This is a genomic window from Arthrobacter sp. MW3 TE3886 (assembly GCF_041262145.1).
Classification (GTDB): Bacteria; Actinomycetota; Actinomycetes; order Actinomycetales; family Micrococcaceae; genus Arthrobacter.
The window spans coordinates 2,881,710-2,901,115 of the sequence record NZ_JBGCAN010000001.1 but is presented as its reverse complement, the minus strand read 5'-3'; the positions used below and the strand labels follow the sequence as shown (position 1 = coordinate 2,901,115).

The window sequence follows — 19,406 nt, the reverse complement described above, 5'->3', positions numbered from 1 at the left end:
GGCAGGATGGAATGTATGTTGCGTTGGTTGACTGCCGGAGAATCCCATGGCCCGGCACTGGTCGGAATAATTGAAGGCGTGCCCGCCGGTGTGGAACTCACCAGCGCCCACATCAGCGAGGCGCTGGCCCGCCGCCGGCTCGGCTATGGCCGCGGCGCCCGGATGAAATTCGAGCAGGACGTGGTGACGATCCTCGGCGGAGTCCGCCACGGCCTGACCCAGGGCGGCCCCGTCGCCATCCAGGTCGGCAACACCGAATGGCCCAAGTGGGAACAGATCATGTCCTCCGATCCCGTGGAGCCCGAAATCCTGGCCGACCAGGCCCGGAACGCCCCGCTGACGCGCCCGCGGCCCGGCCACGCCGACTTCACCGGCATGCAGAAATACGGCTTCGACGAGGCCCGCCCGGTCCTGGAGCGCGCCAGCGCCCGCGAAACGGCCACGCGGGTGGCGCTCGGCACGGTCGCTGCGGCGTTCCTCAAGCAACTCGGCATTGAACTCGTCTCCCACACCGTGTCCATCGCCAGCGTAGCCGTGCCGGAAGGCCGGCCGCTGCCGGTCCCGGGCAACGTGATCGCCCTGGACGCCGACCCGTTGCGCTGCTTCGACCGCGAAACCTCGGACGCCATGGTGGCCGAGGTCGACGTCGCGCACAAGGAAGGCGAAACCCTCGGCGGCGTCGTGGAAGTACTCGCCTACGGGCTCCCGCCGGGACTCGGCAGCTACGTCCACTGGGACCGGCGCCTCGACTCACGGCTGGCGGCGGCCCTGATGGGCATCCAGGCCATCAAGGGCGTTGAGGTCGGCGACGGGTTCCTGACCGCGGCCCGCCGCGGCTCCGCCGCCCACGACGAGATCGTCAAGGACGCGGACGGAAAGATCATCCGCACCTCCAACCGCGCAGGCGGGATCGAGGGCGGCATGAGCATCGGCGATGTCCTGCGCGTCCGTGCCGCCATGAAACCGATCGCCACCGTGCCCCGCGCCCTCAGGACGGTCGACGTCAGCACGGGGGAGGCCGCCAAGGCCCACCACCAGCGCTCCGACGTCTGTGCCGTGCCGGCCGCCGGTGTGGTGGCCGAGGCCATGGTGGCCCTCGTGATCGCCGAAGCGGTCGCGGAAAAATTCGGCGGTGACTCCGTGCAGGAGACCGCCCGCAACATCAAGGGTTACCTGGACAGCATTCCGGCGTCCCTGGACTCGATCGGCCACTAGTGCCGGCCGGGAACACCGACGGGCCCTCCGTTGCGGCGGCGCCCGCCGCAAAAAACGTCGGCCCGGTGGTCCTGATCGGACCGATGGCGGTGGGCAAATCGGCGATCGGGCAACAGCTCGCCCAGCACCTGGGGTGCGCCTTCATCGACACCGACGCCCTTGTGGTAGCCCAGCACGGGACGATCGCCGAGATCTTCGCCAGCCGGGGCGAGCACGCCTTCCGCGAGATGGAGGCCCGGGCCGTGGCCCAGGCCATCGAAGAGGCACAGGGCGACACCGCCATCATTTCGCTCGGCGGTGGGGCCGTCCTTGACTCCGGTACGCAGCAGCTCCTGGGCCGCTGTACCGTTGTATACCTCGAATGCGACGCCGAGACTGTGGCGGAACGCATCGCCAGAAATTCGGGCCGGCCGCTCCTGGCCGGCGACGCCATGGGCCGGTGGCGGACCTTGTTCGCCACCCGGCAACCGGTCTACGAACGGCTCGCCGACCTCGTCCTCGATGTCCGGCGCGGCAGCGTTCCGGAGCTGGCTCACCGGCTGGAAGATGCGCTGGGGGAGCACGCCGCGGCTCAGGCCGCGGCGTCGCCCACTCCGGCGTCGACAAAGGAAGTTGAATAGTGAGTACCGAATCAACCGTCATCAAAGTCACCGGACAAACGCCGGGTGAGAACTACGACGTCGTAGTGGGCAGCGGCCTCCTGGCAAGCCTGCCGGGCCTGCTGGGCGAGCGCGTCAAGCGCGTCCTGGTCATCCACCCCCGCGCGCTGCGGCTGACCGGGGACACCGTCCGGGAAGAGCTGGCCGCCGCCGGCTTCACCGCGCTGACCGCGGAAATCCCCGACGCCGAAGAGGGCAAACACATCGAGGTCGCCTCCTTCTGCTGGCAGGTGCTGGGGCAGAACGACTTCACCCGCTCCGACGCCATCGTCGCCGTCGGCGGCGGCGCCGTCACGGACCTGGCCGGCTTTGTCGCCGCGACCTGGCTGCGCGGCGTGAAGGTCATCCACATGCCCACGAGCCTGCTGGGCATGGTGGACGCCTCGGTCGGCGGCAAGACCGGGATTAACACCGCCGAGGGCAAGAACCTGGTGGGCGCGTTCCACCCGCCCGCCGGCGTCCTCGCGGACCTCGACACGCTGGAGACACTGCCGAAAAACGAGATCATCTCCGGCATGGCCGAGGTCATCAAATGCGGCTTCATCGCCGACCCGGCCATCCTGGACCTGATCGAAAAGGACCCGTCCGCGGTCTCCGATCCGCGCTCGGACATCCTGCGGGAACTGATCGAACGCGCCATCACCGTCAAGGCCCGCGTTGTGTCCGAGGACCTGAAGGAAACCGGCCAGCGCGAGATCCTGAACTACGGCCACACCCTGGGCCACGCGATCGAACTCGCCGAGCGCTACTCCTGGCGGCACGGCGCCGCCGTCTCCGTGGGCATGATGTTCGCCGCCGAACTCGCCCGCAGCGTCGGCCGGCTCAGCGACGCCGACGCCGACAGGCACCGCAGCATCCTGGAAAGCCTCGGACTTCCCATCACGTACCGCCGCGACCGCTGGCAGGCCCTCCTGGACGGCATGCGCCGGGACAAGAAATCCCGCGGTGACCTGCTGCGGTTCGTGGTGCTCGACGGCGTCGGCCGGCCCGGGATCCTCGACGTCCCGGACACGTCCCTGCTGTTTGCCGCCTACCAGGAGATTGCCTCCTGATGCACATGGTCAAGGGCGGCACGAGCGAGTGGCCGGACGCGGGATTTCCCGGGATCCGGATCAACCCGCAGTCCCTGATGCCCCAGATCGTCAATGACGAGGTCCTGGCCGAGGCGCTGGCAGCCTCGACGGACCCCGGGGACCTGATCCTCGTCCGGCTCGTCGAGGGGCACGCGGCCGAAGCCGCGGAGCTCCTCGCCGAGGCCCGCTACAAGGACCCCGGCTCGCTCCGGCTGCGGATCTTCGAGGCGGACGTGCTCCGGGTCTCGAACCGGTTCGACCGGGCCGTGGAGGTGTTCCGCCAGCTCCTCGCCGAGACCCAGGGCACCCTGGAGGAGGCCGCCGTCCGCCAGCACCTCGGCCGGTCCTACTTCGCCGGCGGGAACATCGGCGCCGCCGTCGAATCCTTCGCAAAGGCGCTGGATCTGCGCGTCGCCGGGTCCGCCGACGCGGCCCTCATCTACGCCTCCACCGTTGCGTTGCAGCGCGCCAGGGACGTGCTGGAACTGCAGTCCTGAGCCTGCGTCAGGCAGCCGTCCGCCGGAACCGGTAGAATAGATCTTGGATTTTTGACAAATACGCGCTGGCGGGCCGCTTGGCTTGCCGGCCCGGCATAGATCGTCCGGCCGATAGCACCGGCCTGATGGAACCAGAGAGAAACTAAGAGGATACAGTGGCAACCACTAACGACATCAAGAACGGAACCGTCCTTAAGCTCGAGGGCCAGCTTTGGAACATCATCGAGTTCCAGCACGTCAAGCCCGGCAAGGGTGGCGCGTTCGTGCGCACCAAGATGCGCAACGTGATGTCCGGCAAGGTCGTCGACAAGACCTTCAACGCCGGATTGAAGATTGAGACCGCCACGGTGGACCGCCGCGACTACCAGTACCTTTACCAGGACGGCGCCGACTTCGTCTTCATGGACACCTCGGACTTCGACCAGCTCACCGTCTCGGCCGCCACCGTCGGCGACGCCACCAACTTCATGCTCGAGAACCAGATGGTCAACATCGCCATCCACGAGGGCAACCCGCTCTACATCGAACTGCCCCCGAGCGTCGTCCTCGAGATCACCTACACCGAGCCGGGCCTGCAGGGCGACCGCTCCTCGGCCGGCACCAAGCCCGCCACCCTCGAAACCGGGTACGAGATCCAGGTGCCGCTGTTCGTCGAGAACAACACCAAGGTCAAGGTCGACACCCGCGACGGCAGCTACCTCGGCCGGGTCAACGACTAGTGAGTGCGCGCGGTAAGGCCCGGAACCGGGCCCTCGATGTGCTCTTTGAGGCCGAGCAGCGCTCGGCCTCGGCGTTCGACGTGCTGAAGTCCCGCCGCGAGCAGACAGACCAGATCGTCAACCCGTACACCCTCGAAATCGTCGAAGGCGTGGTCTCGCACCAGGTGGCCATCGACGAATTCCTGGAGACCTATTCGCAGGGCTGGACCCTGGAGCGCATGCCCTCCGTGGACCGCATCATCCTGCGGATCGGCACCTGGGAACTGCTCTACAACGACGACGTCCCGGACGGCGTGGCGGTCAGCGAGGCTGTGGCCCTGGCCAAGACGCTCTCCACGGACGAGTCGCCGTCGTTCATCAACGGCCTGCTGGGCCGGCTGCAGCAGCTGAAACCCTCGCTGCTGGCGTAGGCTCTCGGCGCCCCGAAGAACCCCGGCCAGGACATCCTGGCCGGGGTTCTTTCTGTTCCCCCGGTGACCGCCATGTCCTGGTCGGTTTCTCACAAACGTCGCAACAGGTCTGATCCGAACGTAACAGGGAGATGCGTGAGCTCGAGACTAGTACTACTACGGTGAAGCGCGGGCGTGTCCGCGGGGGACGGTAGCATGTGAGAGTACAGAATTGCGTGAATACATCACGCGTTGTACTTTGTGTGTATGGAAATGCTCACGCAGGCACCCGTCCTGGCCAGATTTGGCTATGCAGTGTCAGACCCAACCCGCGCCCGGATCCTCCTGGCACTTTCAGATGCCCCGTCCTATCCCTCGGATTTGGCTGAGGCGCTGGGAGTTTCCCGACAGAGCATGTCCAACCATCTGACGTGCCTGCGTGGCTGTGGGCTGGTGGTGGCCGTTCCCGACGGGCGGCGGACCCGGTATGAGCTGGCGGACGCGCGGTTGGGCCATGCGATCCAGGATCTGCTCGGTGTTGTTCTCGCTGTTGATCCGGCGTGCTGCGCCCCGGACGGGGAGTGCCTCGTATGACGGCGCTGCTGCAGGCACCCACCCGGGAACGCCGCGCCGTGCTGAACCGCCGCATCCGGCTGTTCGCGGCCGCGACCATCACCTACAACGTCGTTGAGGCCGTCGTGGCGCTCTGGGCCGGCAACGTCGCCGACTCTGCTGCATTGATCGGTTTCGGGCTGGACTCGGTCATCGAGGTGACCTCGGCAGTGGCGTTGTCGTGGCAGTTCTCCTCGAAGGATCCTGAACGGCGCGAGCACCTGACGCTGCGGATCATTGCCATCTCGTTCTTCGCTCTCGCCGCGTTCGTGGCCATTGACTCCATCCGGTCCCTGACCGGTGCCGGTGAAGCGCAGCAATCCCTGCCGGGCATTGTGATCGCAGCGTTGAGCCTGGCGATCATGCCCGTGCTGTCCTGGGCCCAGCGCCGGGCAGGGCGGGAACTCGGGTCCCGGACGGCCGTCGCCGATTCAAAACAGACCCTTCTATGCACCTACCTTTCCGCCGTCCTACTCGTTGGCCTGGTCCTCAACAGCACGCTGGGCTGGTGGTGGGCCGACGCCGGCGCCGCCCTGGTCATCGCCGGCATCGCGGTCCGTGAAGGCATTAACGCCTGGCGTGGCGAAGCGTGCTGCGCCCTTCCCCACGCCGATGACGCGCACGGCCAGGGGCACGGCGGCGAAGACGATGACTGCTGTGCACCAGCAGCCGGCACAACCAGCCCTGCAGTATCCGTGGCTTCGGTGCCGGCGGAGCAGGAAGGGGCCTGCTGCGCCGGGTGCCAGGCCGATGCGAAGCCGGCGCCGGTGACCTTGACTCTCGGGACGAAACCGGCTGATCGATGAGCGCTGTTTCGACCGCACGGAACGTGCGGATCGCAGCTGCTCGACGACGCCGCTAGCCCGTAGACGCAAGAACTGCATGCATCAACACCACTTGCAGACGGTGTTGCGACGTTGTGGGAAACCGCCCTGGTCCCACTGGCGTCCGCCGTTTCCTAGCCGACGACGGCGGCCCGGAGTGCGGCGATCCGGGCGAGCTGGTGCTGCTCATCGCGCTGGTGGGCCGGCACGTCCCGGCCGCTGAGGATCCGTTGCCGGGTGAGGGCGAGCTGGGTGGCGGCATCGAGCAGGGCCTTCATCTGTGCGCCCCGCCCGGTGGACTTGGCCCAGCGCAGCGCCGAACGGCGGCCGGCCGCGGTGGCCAGCATTTCGACCTCGGCCGCGGTGAACCAGCCCGCGGCCGCGTATTCCTTGAGCCGCTGACGGGTGAGCCTGCGCTCAGCCACCCGCAGCAGCGCGATCACCAGCACGGCCAGCAGGAAGATCGGCACCTGCACCATCACGTACCGGTCCAGGAAGTCCCGGCCCATGCTGTTCCAGGCGCTGTGCAGCAGCATCGCGGGAACGAGGCCGGCGAAGAACGCCAGCACGGACAGTCCGGTGTTCCCGCGGCTGGCGGCGAAGCCCATCACCAGGCCCGTGGTACCCGTGAAAATGGCGTGGGCGAAGGGTGAGAGGACCCCGCGGAGAAAGAAGACCACTGCGAGGTCCGTGCCGGGGTCGCTGGATTCGGCGATGGCGCGGCCGAAGTAGAGGATGTTTTCGGTAAACGCGAAGCCCGCCGCGATCGTGAAGGCGAACACCACACCGTCGACCGGTCCGTTGAAGTGTTTCGGGGCATAGAGCACGAGCAACAGCAGCCCCAGGGACTTCGCGAATTCCTCCACCACCGGCGCCTGGACCGTCACGGCGAACGTCGTATAGTCCAGTCCCGAGGCGGGCCCCGCCACCAGTGAGAAATAGGGCTGGATCAGCATCGTCACCGCGATCGAGACGACGGCTCCCCAGGCAAACGCGAAAAGCAGCAGGGCCCTCGGCTCGGGTTCCCAGCGGTCGATGAAGCGCACCGTCAGCAACACTGTCGTCAGGGGAATCAGTGAGGCGACGAAGCCGACAGCAAAGCCGGCGATGCCGGTCCTCTCCAGCAGGAAGGGAAGGACCAGGAAGAGGCCGAGGAACGCCAGGAATCCGCCGGCCAGCACGAGGCCGAAAACGCCGGAACTGCGGCCGTTCTTCCAGCCCGGACCGCCGCCCGCCGGCCGGGCGGGAGGCAGCGCCGGCTGGAACTGGCTGCGGTCGTTGGCAGGGGGCCGCTGGTAGTACGCCGGCTGCACCCGCCCCAGCCACGTCGGGTTCGCTTGCTCCGGCAGCGGCCGCTGGCGGGAGCCTCCGGGTTGCCCATGCCCCGGCCGCGGCTCGTTCATCGTCATGGAACCGAGCCTATGTCCGTGTGAGGTTAAACGCATTCCCGCGGCGACGGGGCGGCAGTGCCGTTGTGGTAATTTGAAAGAGCAAATATTCCTTTTTTAATTCCGTCCCGTGAGGCGGGGAAAGGGGAGACGAGCCATGACTTCCGTGCCTTCAGCACCGGGTCCGGCGCAGGTGGTGCTCACCCGGGTTGTCCTCAACCAGGCTGACATAGACCGCGCCCTCACTCGTATCGCCCATGAAATTCTCGAGGCCAACAAGGGCTCCCAGGACCTCGTCCTGCTGGGCATCCCGCGCCGGGGCTATCCCCTGGCCGTCCGCCTCGCCGCCAAGATCGCCGCCGCGGATCCCACCGTGGACGCCGCCGCGATTGTCGGCCAGCTCGACGTCACGATGTTCCGCGACGACCTCTCCCACCAGCCCACCAGGCCGCCGTACCCCACCCAGCTGCCGCGCACCGGCATCGACAACAAAGTTGTGGTGCTGATCGACGACGTCCTCTATTCCGGACGCACCATCCGGGCGGCCCTGGACGCCATCATCGACCTCGGCCGGCCGAGGATTGTCCGCCTTGCCGTGCTGATCGACCGTGGCCACCGGGAACTGCCCATCCGCGCGGACCATGTCGGCAAGAACCTGCCCACCTCCTCATCGGAGAAGGTCCGGGTCCGGCTCGAGGAAACCGATTCTGCCGGAGGCGGGGCAACAGACGGCGCCCCCGTCAACGAAGTGGTCATCGAGGCCACCGCATGAGGCACTTGCTCTCCACCGAAGACCTGAGCCTGCACAACGCCATCCGCATCCTGGACACCGCCGAGGAAATGGCGGCGGTGGGGGAGCGCGAGGTCAAAAAGCTCCCCGCCCTGCGCGGGCGCACCGTGGTCAACCTCTTCTTCGAGGACTCCACCCGCACCCGGATCTCCTTCGAGGCCGCCGCCAAGCGGCTCTCCGCCGACGTCATCAACTTCGCCGCGAAGGGCTCGTCCGTCTCCAAGGGCGAGTCGCTGAAGGACACCGCCCAGACGCTCGCGGCGATGGGCGCCGACGCGGTGGTCATCCGGCACTGGGCCTCCGGCGCCCCGCACCGGCTCGCCGCGACCGACTGGATCGACGCCGCCGTCATTAACGCCGGCGACGGCACCCACGAACACCCCACCCAGGCGCTGCTGGACGCGTTCACCATGCGCCGGCACTGGTCGAAGCTGGCCGGAACACCGTCGGCCGGCGCCGACCTCAAAGGCATGCGCGTCGCCATCGCCGGTGACGTCCTGCATTCGCGCGTGGCCCGCTCCAACGTCTGGCTGCTGCGCACCCTCGGCGCCGAGGTCACCCTCGTCGCGCCGCCTACGCTGCTGCCCGTCGGCGTCGAAAAATGGCCGTGCGCGGTCAGTTTCGACCTCGACGAGACCCTCGCGCAGGGGGTGGACGCGATGATGATGCTCCGCGTCCAGGGCGAACGGATGAATGCCTCCTTCTTCCCCACCACCCGCGAGTACTCGCGCCGCTGGGGCTTCGACGACAACCGGCTCCGTGCCCTCGACAGCCTGGGGCTCAAGGACACCATCATCATGCACCCGGGTCCGATGAACCGCGGCCTGGAAATCTCCGCGGCCGCGGCCGACTCGCCCCGCTCCACGGTGCTGGCGCAGGTCCGCAACGGCGTTTCGGTCCGGATGGCGGCACTGTACTTGCTGCTGTCCGGAGAGAACCGCGAGCCCGCCGCCGCAGCAGTTTCTGCCTCTGCGGCCGCGTCTGCGGCCGCGCCCGCGGCCCACGCCGCCAACCCGAACCTCACCTATTCCCACCAGGAGAGCCACTGATGGCCAATCAGCACCAGAACGCAGACAACAGCGGCACGTACCTCATCCGGGGGGCCTCGATCCTGGGCGGAGCAGCCGAAGACCTCCTGATCCGGGACGGCGTGATCGCCGCCCGCGGCCGGCAGCTGGACGCCGACGTGGCCGGGGCGCGGGAAGCGACAGTCATCGACGCCGCGGGCCTCGTCGCGCTCCCGGGCATGGTGGACATCCACACCCACCTGCGCGAACCCGGCCGTGAAGACGCGGAAACCGTCGAAACCGGCACCCGCGCCGCCGCCCTGGGCGGCTACACGGCCGTGCACGCCATGGCCAACAGCACCCCGGTGGCGGACACCGCCGGCGTCGTGGAGCAAGTCCTCACCCTTGGCCGGACCGCCGGCTGGGTGGACGTCCGCCCGGTAGGCGCGGTCACCGTGGGCCTCGCGGGGGAGCAGCTCGCCGAGCTCGGTGCCATGGCAGACTCCCGCGCCCACGTTCGGGTGTTCTCCGACGACGGCATCTGCGTGCACGATCCGGTGCTGATGCGCCGCGCGCTCGAATACGTCAAGGCGTTCGACGGGGTCGTGGCCCAGCACGCGCAGGAACCCCGCCTCACCGCCGGCGCCCAGATGAACGAGGGCGAGGTCTCCGCCGTCCTCGGCCTGGCCGGCTGGCCGGCCGTCGCCGAAGAGAGCATCATCGCCCGTGACGTGCTGCTGGCCCAGCACGTCGGTTCCCGCCTGCACGTCTGCCACGTCTCCACGGCCGGGTCAGTGGAGATCATCCGCTGGGCCAAGTCCCGCGGCGTCAACGTCACAGCCGAGGTCACCCCGCACCACCTCTGGCTCACCGATGAGCTCGCCCGCAGCTACGATCCCGTCTACAAAGTCAACCCGCCGCTGCGCACGGACGCCGATGTCCAGGCCCTCCGGGCCGCCCTGGCCGACGGCACGATCGACGTCGTCGGCACCGACCACGCCCCGCACCCGAGCGAACACAAGGAGTGCGAATGGGCGCAGGCAGCCATGGGCATGACCGGGCTGGAAACCGCGCTCTCGGTGGTGCAGCACACCATGATCGAAACCGGCCTGATGGGCTGGGAGGACTTCGCCCGTGTGACCTCTACGGCGCCGGCCGCCATCGGCCGGGTCAAGGACCAGGGCCGGCCGCTTGAGGCGGGGGAGCCGGCCAACGTCATACTCGTGGACCCGGCTGCGCGCTGGACCGTGGACCCTTCTAAGATGGCAACCATGGGCCGAAACTCTCCGTTTGCCGGCCGGGAACTGCCGGGGAAGGTAGTGGCGACGTTTTTCAAGGGCCACCCGACCGTTCTCGACGGAAAACTCAACACCCCGTACCGGTGGCCGGTCGATGCGCTCGACGCCGGACCGGCGGGCCGCCGCCCGTGAGTGTCAAGGACCTTTCCCTGCTCTTCACGCTCGTCCTGATTGGCGTCGCGCTTGCCCTCATCGCCGTCGGCTGGCGTAACCGCCTGCGCCGTCAGTCCGACGTCGAGCCCCTCCCCGAGGTTCCGGCCGGCCTCGGCGCCCCGCTGGCCGCCGCCGACGGACAGTACGTCGCCTCCACCACCGCCGGCGACTGGCTGGACCGGATCGCCGTGCACCATCTGGGCATCCGCACCAACGCCAGGCTCTCCGTGCACCCCGAAGGCGTGCTGTTCGAGCGCGCGGGCGCCGGCCCGGTGTTCATCCCGGCCGGACGCCTCACCGGTGTGCGGCAGGAAAGCGGCATGGCCGGAAAGTTCGTGGAAAAGGACGGCCTGCTGGTGCTCAGCTGGATGCTCGGTTCCCACGAACTCGACACCGGCTACCGGACGCGCCGCGCCGAGGACAAGACCGTGCTCCTCACCACCCTCCAAAATTTGATCTCCGCAGCCCCTCAGGCAGAAGCCGATAGTGGAAAGTAACGACGTGACGGACTCCAACGCAGTGTCAGAAAAAACAGTGCCAGAAAATTCAGTGTCAGAAAATTCAGTGACAACACCCGCTGCAGCAGCATCCACCCCCGCAGTCCTCGTACTCGAGGACGGCCGGATTTTCCGCGGCACCAGCTACGGCGCCACCGGAACGGCCCTCGGCGAGGCAGTCTTCGCGACCGGCATGACCGGCTACCAGGAGACCATCACCGACCCCTCCTACGCTCGCCAGCTCGTGGTGCAGACCGCGCCGCACATTGGCAACACCGGCGTCAACGCCGACGACGCCGAGTCCCGCCGCATCTGGGTGGCCGGCTACGTCGTCCGCGACGCCGCGCGCCGGCCCTCCAACTGGCGTTCCGAACGCTCCCTCGACGACGAGCTCGTCGAGCAGGGGATCGTCGGCATCCAGGGCGTCGACACCCGCGCCATCACCCGCCACCTGCGCGAACACAAGACCATGCGCGCCGGCATCTTCTCCGGCGACGCCGCCCGCGCCACGGACAAGGACCTCGTCGACGCCGTCCTGGCCAGCGCGCCGATGGAAGGCTCCCGACTCGCCGAGGAAGTCAGCGTGGACGCCGCCTACACGGTGGAGCCCAAGGACTTCGGCTGGGACGGCGAGCCTCGGTTCAGCATTGCCGCGATCGACCTCGGCATCAAGCGCATGACCCCGGTCCGCTTCGCCGAGCGCGGGGTCCGGGTGCACGTGCTGCCCGCCACGGCAACCCTCGCCGACGTCCAGGCCGTCAACCCCGACGGCTTCTTCATGTCCAACGGCCCCGGCGACCCCGCCACCGCGGACAACCAGGTGGCGCTGCTGCGCTCCGTGCTCGATGAGAAGATCCCGTACTTTGGTATCTGCTTCGGCAACCAGATCCTGGGCCGGGCCCTCGGCTTCGGCACGTACAAGCTGCGCTACGGCCACCGCGGCCTGAACCAGCCCGTGATGGACCGCCGCACCGGCAAGGTCGAAATCACCTCGCAAAACCACGGCTTCGCCGTCGACGCCCCGCTCAACGGCGCCACCCAGGCCCCCGAGGAACGCTTCGGCCGCGTCGAGGTCAGCCACGTGAGCCTCAACGACGACGTCGTCGAGGGCCTGTCCTGCCTGGACATTCCGGCCTTCTCCGTGCAGTACCACCCCGAGGCGGCCGCCGGCCCGCACGACGCCGCCTACCTCTTCGACCGCTTCATCGAGCTGATGGCGGACGCTTCTTCAACGACAGAGACCGGCACAAAGACTGCCACCGATTCCAAGACTGAGGACACGAAGTAATGCCCAAGAGAACTGACCTCAAGAGCGTCATGGTCATCGGGTCCGGCCCGATCGTGATCGGCCAGGCGGCCGAATTCGATTACTCCGGCACCCAGGCACTGCGCGTCCTCAAGGAGGAAGGCCTGCGGGTCATCCTCGTCAACTCCAACCCGGCCACGATCATGACGGACCCCGAGTTCGCTGACGCGACCTACATCGAGCCGATCACCCCCGAAGTGGTGGAGAAGATCATCGCCAAGGAGCGCCCCGACGCGCTCCTGCCGACCCTCGGCGGCCAGACGGCCCTGAACACGGCCATCGCGCTGGACAAGAACGGCGTCCTGGAGAAGTACAACGTCGAGCTGATCGGCGCCAATATTGCCGCGATTGAGCTTGGCGAGGACCGCGAGAAGTTCAAGGGCGTCGTGGAGCGCTGCGGCGCCGAGTCGGCCCGCAGCCACATCATCCACACCATGGACGAGGCACTCGAGGCGGCCGGGGACCTCGGTTACCCGATGGTCGTCCGGCCCTCCTTCACCATGGGCGGCCTGGGCTCCGGGCTGGCCTACGACGAGGGGGACCTGCGCCGGATTGTCGGCCAGGGCCTGCAGTACAGCCCCACGTCCGAGGTGCTGCTCGAAGAGAGCATCCTCGGCTGGAAGGAGTACGAGCTCGAGATGATGCGGGACAAGAACGACAACGTCGTGGTGGTCTGCTCCATCGAGAACTTCGACCCGGTCGGCGTGCACACCGGCGACTCGATCACCGTCGCTCCGGCCCTGACCCTGACGGACCGCGAATACCAGCGGCTGCGCGACATCTCCATCGCCGTTATCCGCGAGGTGGGCGTTGACACCGGCGGCTGCAACATCCAGTTCGCCGTCGAGCCTGACACCGGCCGCGTCGTCGTGATTGAAATGAACCCCCGCGTCTCCCGTTCCTCCGCCCTCGCGTCCAAGGCCACCGGCTTCGCGATCGCCAAGATCGCCACGAAGCTGTCCCTCGGCTACACCCTGGACGAGATCCCGAACGACATCACCCAGAAGACCCCGGCGTCCTTCGAACCGACCCTGGACTACGTGGTGGTGAAGGTCCCGCGCTTCGCCTTCGAGAAGTTCCCGGCGGCGGACCCCACCCTGACCACCACCATGAAGTCGGTGGGCGAGGCCATGGCCATGGGCCGGAACTTCACCGAGGCGCTGCAGAAGGCGCTGCGCTCCCTGGAGCAGAAGGGCTCCCAGCTGGACTTCAGCCACGTCCCGGAATGGGAAGTCGCGGAGCTGATCGAAAAGGCCAAGCGTCCCACCACCGAGCGCCTGCACCAGGTGCAGCGCGCCATGCTCGGCGGCGCCACCGTCGAACAGCTCTTCGAGGCGACCAAGATCGACCCCTGGTACCTGGACCAGCTCCAGCTGCTGAACGAGATCTCCCTCGAAATCCGCCAGGCCGCGGCGCTGACCCCGGAGATGCTGACCCGCGCCAAGCGCCACGGCTTCTCCGACGAACAGATCGGTGCGCTGACCCACAACTCCGAGGACGTCGTCCGAGGGGTCCGGCAGGCCCTGGGCATCCGTCCCGTCTACAAGACCGTGGACACCTGCGCGGCCGAGTTCGCCGCCTACACCCCGTACCACTACTCCTCCTATGACGAGGAGGACGAGGTGGCGCTGCACGCCAAGCCGTCCATCATCATCCTCGGGTCCGGACCCAACCGGATCGGCCAGGGCATCGAGTTCGACTACTCCTGCGTCCACGCATCGATGGCACTGCGCAAGGCCGGCTACGAGACCGTGATGGTCAACTGCAACCCGGAAACCGTCTCCACGGACTACGACGTCTCCACCCGGCTCTACTTCGAGCCGCTCACCCTGGAGGACGTCCTCGAGGTCATCGCGGCCGAGGAACGCACCGGCGGGGTCATGGGCGTCTTCGTCCAGCTCGGCGGCCAGACCCCGCTCAAGCTCGCCCAGCAGCTCGCCGACGCCGGCGTGCCGATCCTCGGCACCTCGCCGGAGGCAATCGACCTCGCCGAGCACCGCGGCGCCTTCTCCCGCGTCCTCGACAAGGCCGGGCTCGTCTCGCCGAAGAACGGCACCGCCGTGTCCTTCGAGGACGCCAAGAAGATCGCCGACGAGATCGGTTACCCCGTCCTGGTCCGCCCCTCCTACGTCCTCGGCGGACGCGGCATGGAGATCGTCTACGACGAGCCCAACCTCTCCCGCTACATTGCCAACGCGACCGAAATCACCCCGGATCACCCGGTGCTGATCGACCGCTTCCTTGAGGACGCCGTCGAGATCGACGTCGATGCCCTCTACGACGGCACGGAGATGTACCTCGGCGGCATCATGGAACACATCGAGGAGGCCGGCATCCACTCCGGCGACTCGGCCTGCGTGCTGCCGCCCATCACCCTGGGCGGCAACGTGCTGGAACGGGTCCGCACCGCCACCCTGGCCATCGCCGAGGGCGTGGGCGTCCGCGGCCTGATCAACATCCAGTTCGCCCTGGCCTCCGACGTGCTCTACGTCCTCGAAGCCAACCCGCGCGCCTCCCGCACCGTGCCGTTCGTCTCCAAGGCCACCGGTGTGCAGATGGCGAAAGCCGCGGCCCTGATCGGCACAGGCGTCACCATCAACCAGCTCCGCAGCGCCTACAAGATGCTGCCGGAGAGCGGCGACGGCTCCACCCTGCCGCTGGACGCGCCGGTCTCGGTCAAGGAAGCCGTGCTGCCGTTCAGCCGCTTCCGCACCCCCGAGGGCAAGGTTGTGGACTCCCTGCTCGGCCCGGAAATGCGCTCCACGGGCGAGGTCATGGGCATCGACAAGCACTTCGACACGGCCTTCGCCAAGAGCCAGGCGGCCGCGAACAACGCGCTGCCCACCGAGGGCAAGATCTTCGTCTCGGTGGCCAACCGGGACAAGCGCTCGGTCATCATGGGCGTCAAGCGGCTTTCGGACCTAGGCTTCGAGATCGTCTCCACCGGCGGCACGGCCGACGTGCTTCGCCGCAACGGCATCCAGGCCACCCCGGTCCGGAAGGTCGCGGAGGGCTCCAGCGCCGAGGGTGAAGGCACCATCGCCGACCTCATCATCGCCGGCGAGATCGACATGGTCTTCAACACCCCCTCCGGTGGCGAGGCCCGCAGCGACGGCTACGAACTCCGTGCCGCCGCGACGTCGATCGGGATCCCGTGCATCACCACCGTGGCCGAGTTCAACGCCGCCGTCCAGGCCATCGAGGCGCTGCGCACCTATGAATGGTCGGTCACGAGTCTGCAGGAGCACGCCGCGAACCTGAAGGCGCTCCAGGATGCCTGAGGCATCCGCCGCCGAAACGGCCGGCCGGGAGTCCTTCGGCTCCCGGCTGGGGCGGGCCATGGCGGCCCGCGGCCCGCTGTGCGTCGGCATCGACCCGCACCCGGCGCTGCTGCAGCGTTGGGGGCTGGGTGACGACGCCGCCGGGCTGGAACGCTTCTCGCTGACCGTGCTGGAGGCCGTGGGTTCCCTCGCTGCCGCGGTGAAACCGCAGGTGGCCCTGTATGAGCGCCACGGCTCGGCCGGCATCGCCGTGCTCGAACGCACCCTGGCGGCGGCCGCTGAAGCGTCCGTGCTGACCATCGCGGACGCCAAACGCGGCGACATCGGCTCCACCATGGCCGCCTACGCGGACGCCTGGCTGCGGGACGGTTCGGCCCTGGCCGCGGATTCGGTGACGTTGAGCCCGTACCTGGGCTTCGAGTCACTCCGGCCCGCTCTGGACCTGGCGGCCGAGACCGGGCGCGGGGTGTTCGTCCTGGCGCTGACCTCGAACCCGGAGGGAGCCTCGGTCCAGCACGTCGGCGGGACGGACTCCGTGGCGCGGCGGATCACGGAAGCGGCCGCGGTGGAGAACCGCCGCTATGACGGTTCCCTTGGTTCCGTGGGCCTGGTGGTCGGCGCCACCGTGGGCTCCGCCCTCACCGCACTGGATCTCGATCTGGCGGCGGTCCGCGGGCCCATCCTTGCCCCCGGGCTGGGTGCGCAGGGAGCCACCGCCGCGGACCTGCGCCGCACTTTCGGTGCGGCCTATCCCCAGGTCCTGGGCACCTCAAGCCGGGACATCCTCGGAGCCGGACCGCAGCAGCATGCCCTCCGGGATGCCGCGCGGCGCACCCTCGACGAACTCCTCGCCGCATAGCGGCAGCCGCCACACCGGCCCGGGACCGGAGCCAACGGACCCGGGCCGCGGGCTGCCCCGTCCGGGGACTGCGCTTTTCCGTTCCCGAACTGGCCGGCGCGCAGATTTCCATTGATTTCTGCCGCCGCCTGACGGTAGGTTCGGGGCAAGGGCATGAGTGCCCCGTCCCGCCATGCAGGGAGGCCTTCCGTGAGTTTGAGACCACTCACTCCTCAGGAGCGTTCCGACGCCCTTCGCAAGGCTGCTGCCGCAAGGGCCACCAGGGCCGAGGCCAAGGAGCGCCTCAAGACGGGCGAGCTGACCATCGCCAAAGTCATCAGCGCCGCCGAATCCGACGACGCCATTGCCCGCATGAGAATCGTGGAGCTGCTCGAGGCCCTGCCCGGGATCGGCCGGGTCCGGGCGGCGGCCATCATGGACCAGCTCGGCATCGCACAGTCCCGACGGGTCCGCGGCCTGGGAATCCACCAGCGCCGGGCGCTGGTAGATTTTATTGACGACAAGTAGCTCGGTCCGCCGAGTTGCCCACCACCGCCCAAAGGAATATGTGAGCAAGAAACCGGGACTGACAGTCCTCGCCGGCCCGACGGCTGTTGGCAAAGGCACCGTGTCCACCTACATCCGGGATAACTATCCCGGCGTCTGGCTCTCCGTGTCTGCCACCACGCGCCCGCCGCGGCCGGGGGAGCAGGACGGGATCCACTACTTCTTCAAATCGGCCGAGGAATTCGATTCTTTGGTCGAAAACGGCGAATTGCTCGAATGGGCCGTCGTCCACGGCCGGAACCGCTACGGCACGCTGCGCAGCACGGTTGACGCCGCCATTGCCGAGGGCCGCTCGGTGCTGCTGGAGATCGACCTGCAGGGCGCCCGGCAGGTCAAGCAGGCCGTCCCGGATGCCCAGTTTGTGTTCCTGGCGCCCCCGAGCTGGGACGAAATGGTCCGCCGGCTGGTCGGCCGCGGCACGGAAAGCACCGAAGAACAGCAGCAGAGGCTGGAAACCGCTAAACTAGAACTTGCCGCTGAACCGGAGTTCGACCACACCGTCATCAATGATGACGTTCGTCGGGCAGCGGACGAGCTTGTTTCACTCATGGGGCTGACCCCGAACCCGCGCTAGACGCCCGGACGTACCGGCCCGTTAGAATTTGGAGAATTCGTGTCCACGAACCTTGAAGGCATCATCAACCCGCCGATCGACGAGCTGCTGAAGGCCGCCGACTCGAAGTACGGACTGGTGATTTTCGGTGCCAAGCGCGCACGCCAGATCAACGCGTACTACGCCCAGCTGCATGAGGGCCTCTTTGAGTACGTTGGCCCGCTGGTCGACACCAAGCTGAACGAGAAGTCCCTGTCGATCGCGCTGCGCGAGATCAACGAAGGCAAGCTCGTCTCCACGCCGATCGAAACCGCAGAGTAATTCCCTCCGCGGGAAGAGCCAAGTAAACAGACTGCCTGCTGACGGAGATCACGTGCGCATAGTCCTCGGAGTCGGGGGAGGGATTGCCGCCTACAAGGTGGCATCGCTCCTCCGGCTTTTTACTGAAGCCGGGCATGACGTCACGGTCATCCCCACCGAGGCGGCCACCCGCTTCGTTGGCGTCGCCACGTGGGAGGCCCTGTCCGGGCACCCGGTGAGCAACAGCGTGTTCGACGCCGTCCACACGGTCAACCACGTCCGGCTCGGCCACGAGGCCGAACTGATCGTCGTGGCCCCGGCCACGGCCGATCTCCTGGCCCGTGCGGCCACCGGCCAGGCCGATGACCTCCTCACCAACACCCTGCTGATGGCCGGCGACTGCCCGGTGATCATGGCCCCGGCCATGCACACCGAAATGTGGCAACACCCCGCCACCGAAGCCAACGTCGAAACCCTGCGCAGCCGCGGTGTCACGGTGCTGGAACCCGCGAGCGGCCGGCTCACCGGCGCCGACTCCGGCCCCGGCCGCCTGCCCGAGCCCGAGGCGATCTTCACCGCCGCCATGGCCCTCGCCGGCGCCGCCGCATCCGCCGCTTCGGCGGCCATGCCGGCCGTTAAGGCTGACATGGACACCGCGGCCGCCGGGCCGGCAGCGGCGCAGCCGGCGGTCCCGCCGTTGGCCGGGCTGACGGTGACCATCAGTGCCGGCGGCACCCGGGAACCGCTGGACCCCGTGCGGTTCCTCGGCAACCGTTCCTCCGGCAAGCAGGGCGTGGCCCTGGCCGCGGCCGCCAGTGCGGCCGGCGCCCGCGTCCGCCTCCTGGCCGCCCACATGGAGGTCCCGGCGCCCGCCGGCGTCGAACTCGTCCAGGTCGAAACTGCCCTGGAACTGCGGGAGGCGGCGCTGCACGCGGCCGCCGACTCCGACGTCGTCATCATGGCTGCCGCCGTCGCGGACTTCCGCCCGGCGGACGTCGCCGGGACCAAGATCAAGAAGCGCGACGACGTCGCCGACCCCGTGATCAACCTGGTGCGCAACCCGGACATCCTGCGCGAGCTCGTCGAGGTCCGCGACGCCGCGTCCCGGAACCAGCTGATCGTCGGCTTCGCCGCCGAGACGGGCGACGCCGGCGGTGACGTCCTGGACTATGCCCGGGACAAGCTGCGCCGGAAAGCCTGTGACCTGCTGGTCGTCAACCAGGTGGGCCGGGACTTGGTTTTTGGTGAGGACACGAACTCAGTAGTCATCCTTTCCCGCGACGGCTCCGAACCCCAAGAGGCGTCGGGTTCCAAATCCGACGTCGCGGCTGCCGTGATCGACCGGATCAGCGCCGAGCTGAGCCGGGCTGTACCGCCGGCGTAGCCCGGCGTAACCAACATCTCCTTAGCACGGGGACACACGCCGCCGGACGTCCGTTA

At 68.1% G+C, this 19,406-nt stretch carries 20 protein-coding genes; 19 read left to right on the top strand and 1 reads right to left on the bottom strand.

Going from position 1 to position 19,406, the window contains the following annotated elements:
* The first annotated feature begins 15 nt into the window (after positions 1 to 15).
* The 8 genes from aroC to ABH915_RS13145 all read left to right on the top strand — a co-directional run bounded on the left by aroC (position 16) and on the right by ABH915_RS13145 (position 5,970).
* A complete protein-coding gene (gene aroC / locus ABH915_RS13180; protein WP_026266381.1) occupies positions 16 to 1,215 on the top strand; it encodes a chorismate synthase in 1,200 nt (399 codons plus the stop codon).
* Positions 1,216 to 1,280: 65 nt separating this feature from the next.
* The gene (locus tag ABH915_RS13175) at positions 1,281 to 1,835 is read left to right on the top strand and encodes a shikimate kinase (protein ID WP_370121962.1); all 555 of its coding nucleotides are present in this window, start codon (positions 1,281 to 1,283) and stop codon (positions 1,833 to 1,835) included.
* On the top strand, positions 1,835 to 2,926 hold the full coding sequence (gene aroB / locus ABH915_RS13170; RefSeq protein ID WP_370121959.1) for a 3-dehydroquinate synthase: 1,092 nt from the start codon (positions 1,835 to 1,837) through the stop codon (positions 2,924 to 2,926). The genes ABH915_RS13175 and aroB overlap by 1 nt, the downstream gene beginning before the upstream one ends.
* A complete protein-coding gene (locus ABH915_RS13165) occupies positions 2,926 to 3,444 on the top strand; it encodes a tetratricopeptide repeat protein (protein WP_370121956.1) in 519 nt (172 codons plus the stop codon). Before aroB ends, ABH915_RS13165 begins: the two co-directional genes overlap by 1 nt.
* Before the next feature lie 155 nt (positions 3,445 to 3,599).
* Positions 3,600 to 4,163 (top strand): elongation factor P, encoded by a 564-nt coding sequence (gene efp / locus ABH915_RS13160; protein ID WP_018773146.1) that lies wholly within the window; start codon positions 3,600 to 3,602, stop codon positions 4,161 to 4,163.
* A complete protein-coding gene (nusB, locus tag ABH915_RS13155) occupies positions 4,163 to 4,573 on the top strand; it encodes a transcription antitermination factor NusB (protein ID WP_018773145.1) in 411 nt (136 codons plus the stop codon). Before efp ends, nusB begins: the two co-directional genes overlap by 1 nt.
* A gap of 246 nt (positions 4,574 to 4,819) precedes the next feature.
* The gene (locus ABH915_RS13150) at positions 4,820 to 5,146 is read left to right on the top strand and encodes an ArsR/SmtB family transcription factor (protein WP_370121951.1); all 327 of its coding nucleotides are present in this window, start codon (positions 4,820 to 4,822) and stop codon (positions 5,144 to 5,146) included.
* Positions 5,143 to 5,970, top strand: a complete 828-nt coding sequence (locus ABH915_RS13145) for a cation diffusion facilitator family transporter (protein WP_370121948.1) — start codon at positions 5,143 to 5,145, stop codon at positions 5,968 to 5,970. Before ABH915_RS13150 ends, ABH915_RS13145 begins: the two co-directional genes overlap by 4 nt.
* A gap of 152 nt (positions 5,971 to 6,122) precedes the next feature.
* Here ABH915_RS13145 and ABH915_RS13140 read toward each other — a convergent pair whose 3' ends face one another.
* Positions 6,123 to 7,397, bottom strand: coding sequence for a PrsW family intramembrane metalloprotease (locus ABH915_RS13140; RefSeq protein WP_370121945.1), 1,275 nt, complete (start codon positions 7,395 to 7,397; stop codon positions 6,123 to 6,125).
* A gap of 136 nt (positions 7,398 to 7,533) precedes the next feature.
* Between ABH915_RS13140 and pyrR the strand changes: the two genes are divergently transcribed.
* From pyrR to ABH915_RS13085, 11 genes are all read left to right on the top strand, one after another.
* Complete coding sequence (gene pyrR, locus ABH915_RS13135) at positions 7,534 to 8,148, top strand: bifunctional pyr operon transcriptional regulator/uracil phosphoribosyltransferase PyrR (protein ID WP_018773143.1); 615 nt, start codon at positions 7,534 to 7,536, stop codon at positions 8,146 to 8,148.
* Positions 8,145 to 9,215 carry an aspartate carbamoyltransferase catalytic subunit gene (locus ABH915_RS13130; RefSeq protein WP_370121941.1) on the top strand — a complete coding sequence of 357 codons (1,071 nt, stop codon included), beginning with the start codon at positions 8,145 to 8,147 and terminating at the stop codon, positions 9,213 to 9,215. Before pyrR ends, ABH915_RS13130 begins: the two co-directional genes overlap by 4 nt.
* Positions 9,215 to 10,603 carry a dihydroorotase gene (locus tag ABH915_RS13125; RefSeq protein WP_370121938.1) on the top strand — a complete coding sequence of 463 codons (1,389 nt, stop codon included), beginning with the start codon at positions 9,215 to 9,217 and terminating at the stop codon, positions 10,601 to 10,603. The genes ABH915_RS13130 and ABH915_RS13125 overlap by 1 nt, the downstream gene beginning before the upstream one ends.
* Positions 10,600 to 11,121: a hypothetical protein gene (locus tag ABH915_RS13120; protein WP_370121936.1), complete on the top strand. Its 522-nt coding sequence runs from the start codon at positions 10,600 to 10,602 to the stop codon at positions 11,119 to 11,121. Before ABH915_RS13125 ends, ABH915_RS13120 begins: the two co-directional genes overlap by 4 nt.
* 37 nt (positions 11,122 to 11,158) lie before the next feature.
* Positions 11,159 to 12,409 (top strand): glutamine-hydrolyzing carbamoyl-phosphate synthase small subunit, encoded by a 1,251-nt coding sequence (carA, locus tag ABH915_RS13115; protein ID WP_370121933.1) that lies wholly within the window; start codon positions 11,159 to 11,161, stop codon positions 12,407 to 12,409.
* Positions 12,409 to 15,708, top strand: coding sequence for a carbamoyl-phosphate synthase large subunit (gene carB / locus ABH915_RS13110; protein WP_018773138.1), 3,300 nt, complete (start codon positions 12,409 to 12,411; stop codon positions 15,706 to 15,708). The genes carA and carB overlap by 1 nt, the downstream gene beginning before the upstream one ends.
* The gene (gene pyrF / locus ABH915_RS13105) at positions 15,701 to 16,567 is read left to right on the top strand and encodes an orotidine-5'-phosphate decarboxylase (protein ID WP_370121930.1); all 867 of its coding nucleotides are present in this window, start codon (positions 15,701 to 15,703) and stop codon (positions 16,565 to 16,567) included. The genes carB and pyrF overlap by 8 nt, the downstream gene beginning before the upstream one ends.
* Before the next feature lie 189 nt (positions 16,568 to 16,756).
* Positions 16,757 to 17,074 (top strand): integration host factor, actinobacterial type, encoded by a 318-nt coding sequence (gene mihF, locus ABH915_RS13100; protein ID WP_018773136.1) that lies wholly within the window; start codon positions 16,757 to 16,759, stop codon positions 17,072 to 17,074.
* 40 nt (positions 17,075 to 17,114) lie between these two features.
* Positions 17,115 to 17,687 (top strand): guanylate kinase, encoded by a 573-nt coding sequence (gene gmk, locus ABH915_RS13095; protein ID WP_018773135.1) that lies wholly within the window; start codon positions 17,115 to 17,117, stop codon positions 17,685 to 17,687.
* 39 nt (positions 17,688 to 17,726) lie between these two features.
* Positions 17,727 to 17,987 (top strand): DNA-directed RNA polymerase subunit omega, encoded by a 261-nt coding sequence (gene rpoZ / locus ABH915_RS13090; protein ID WP_018773134.1) that lies wholly within the window; start codon positions 17,727 to 17,729, stop codon positions 17,985 to 17,987.
* Positions 17,988 to 18,039: 52 nt separating this feature from the next.
* Positions 18,040 to 19,350, top strand: coding sequence for a bifunctional phosphopantothenoylcysteine decarboxylase/phosphopantothenate synthase (locus ABH915_RS13085; protein WP_370121925.1), 1,311 nt, complete (start codon positions 18,040 to 18,042; stop codon positions 19,348 to 19,350).
* Positions 19,351 to 19,406: the final 56 nt, after the last annotated feature.

What these genes read in the sequence shown, in the direction of transcription:
- ABH915_RS13125 (WP_370121938.1), top strand. Translation starts at nt 9,215, where the DNA reads ATGGCCAATCAGCACCAGAACGCAGACAACAGCGGCACGTACCTCATC.
- pyrF (WP_370121930.1), top strand. Translation starts at nt 15,701, where the DNA reads ATGCCTGAGGCATCCGCCGCCGAAACGGCCGGCCGGGAGTCCTTCGGC.
- ABH915_RS13165 (WP_370121956.1), top strand. Translation starts at nt 2,926, where the DNA reads ATGCACATGGTCAAGGGCGGCACGAGCGAGTGGCCGGACGCGGGATTT.
- ABH915_RS13145 (WP_370121948.1), top strand. Translation starts at nt 5,143, where the DNA reads ATGACGGCGCTGCTGCAGGCACCCACCCGGGAACGCCGCGCCGTGCTG.
- carB (WP_018773138.1), top strand. Translation starts at nt 12,409, where the DNA reads ATGCCCAAGAGAACTGACCTCAAGAGCGTCATGGTCATCGGGTCCGGC.
- aroC (WP_026266381.1), top strand. Translation starts at nt 16, where the DNA reads ATGTTGCGTTGGTTGACTGCCGGAGAATCCCATGGCCCGGCACTGGTC.
- ABH915_RS13140 (WP_370121945.1), bottom strand. Translation starts at nt 7,397, where the DNA reads ATGACGATGAACGAGCCGCGGCCGGGGCATGGGCAACCCGGAGGCTCC.
- ABH915_RS13150 (WP_370121951.1), top strand. Translation starts at nt 4,820, where the DNA reads ATGGAAATGCTCACGCAGGCACCCGTCCTGGCCAGATTTGGCTATGCA.
- pyrR (WP_018773143.1), top strand. Translation starts at nt 7,534, where the DNA reads ATGACTTCCGTGCCTTCAGCACCGGGTCCGGCGCAGGTGGTGCTCACC.
- ABH915_RS13130 (WP_370121941.1), top strand. Translation starts at nt 8,145, where the DNA reads ATGAGGCACTTGCTCTCCACCGAAGACCTGAGCCTGCACAACGCCATC.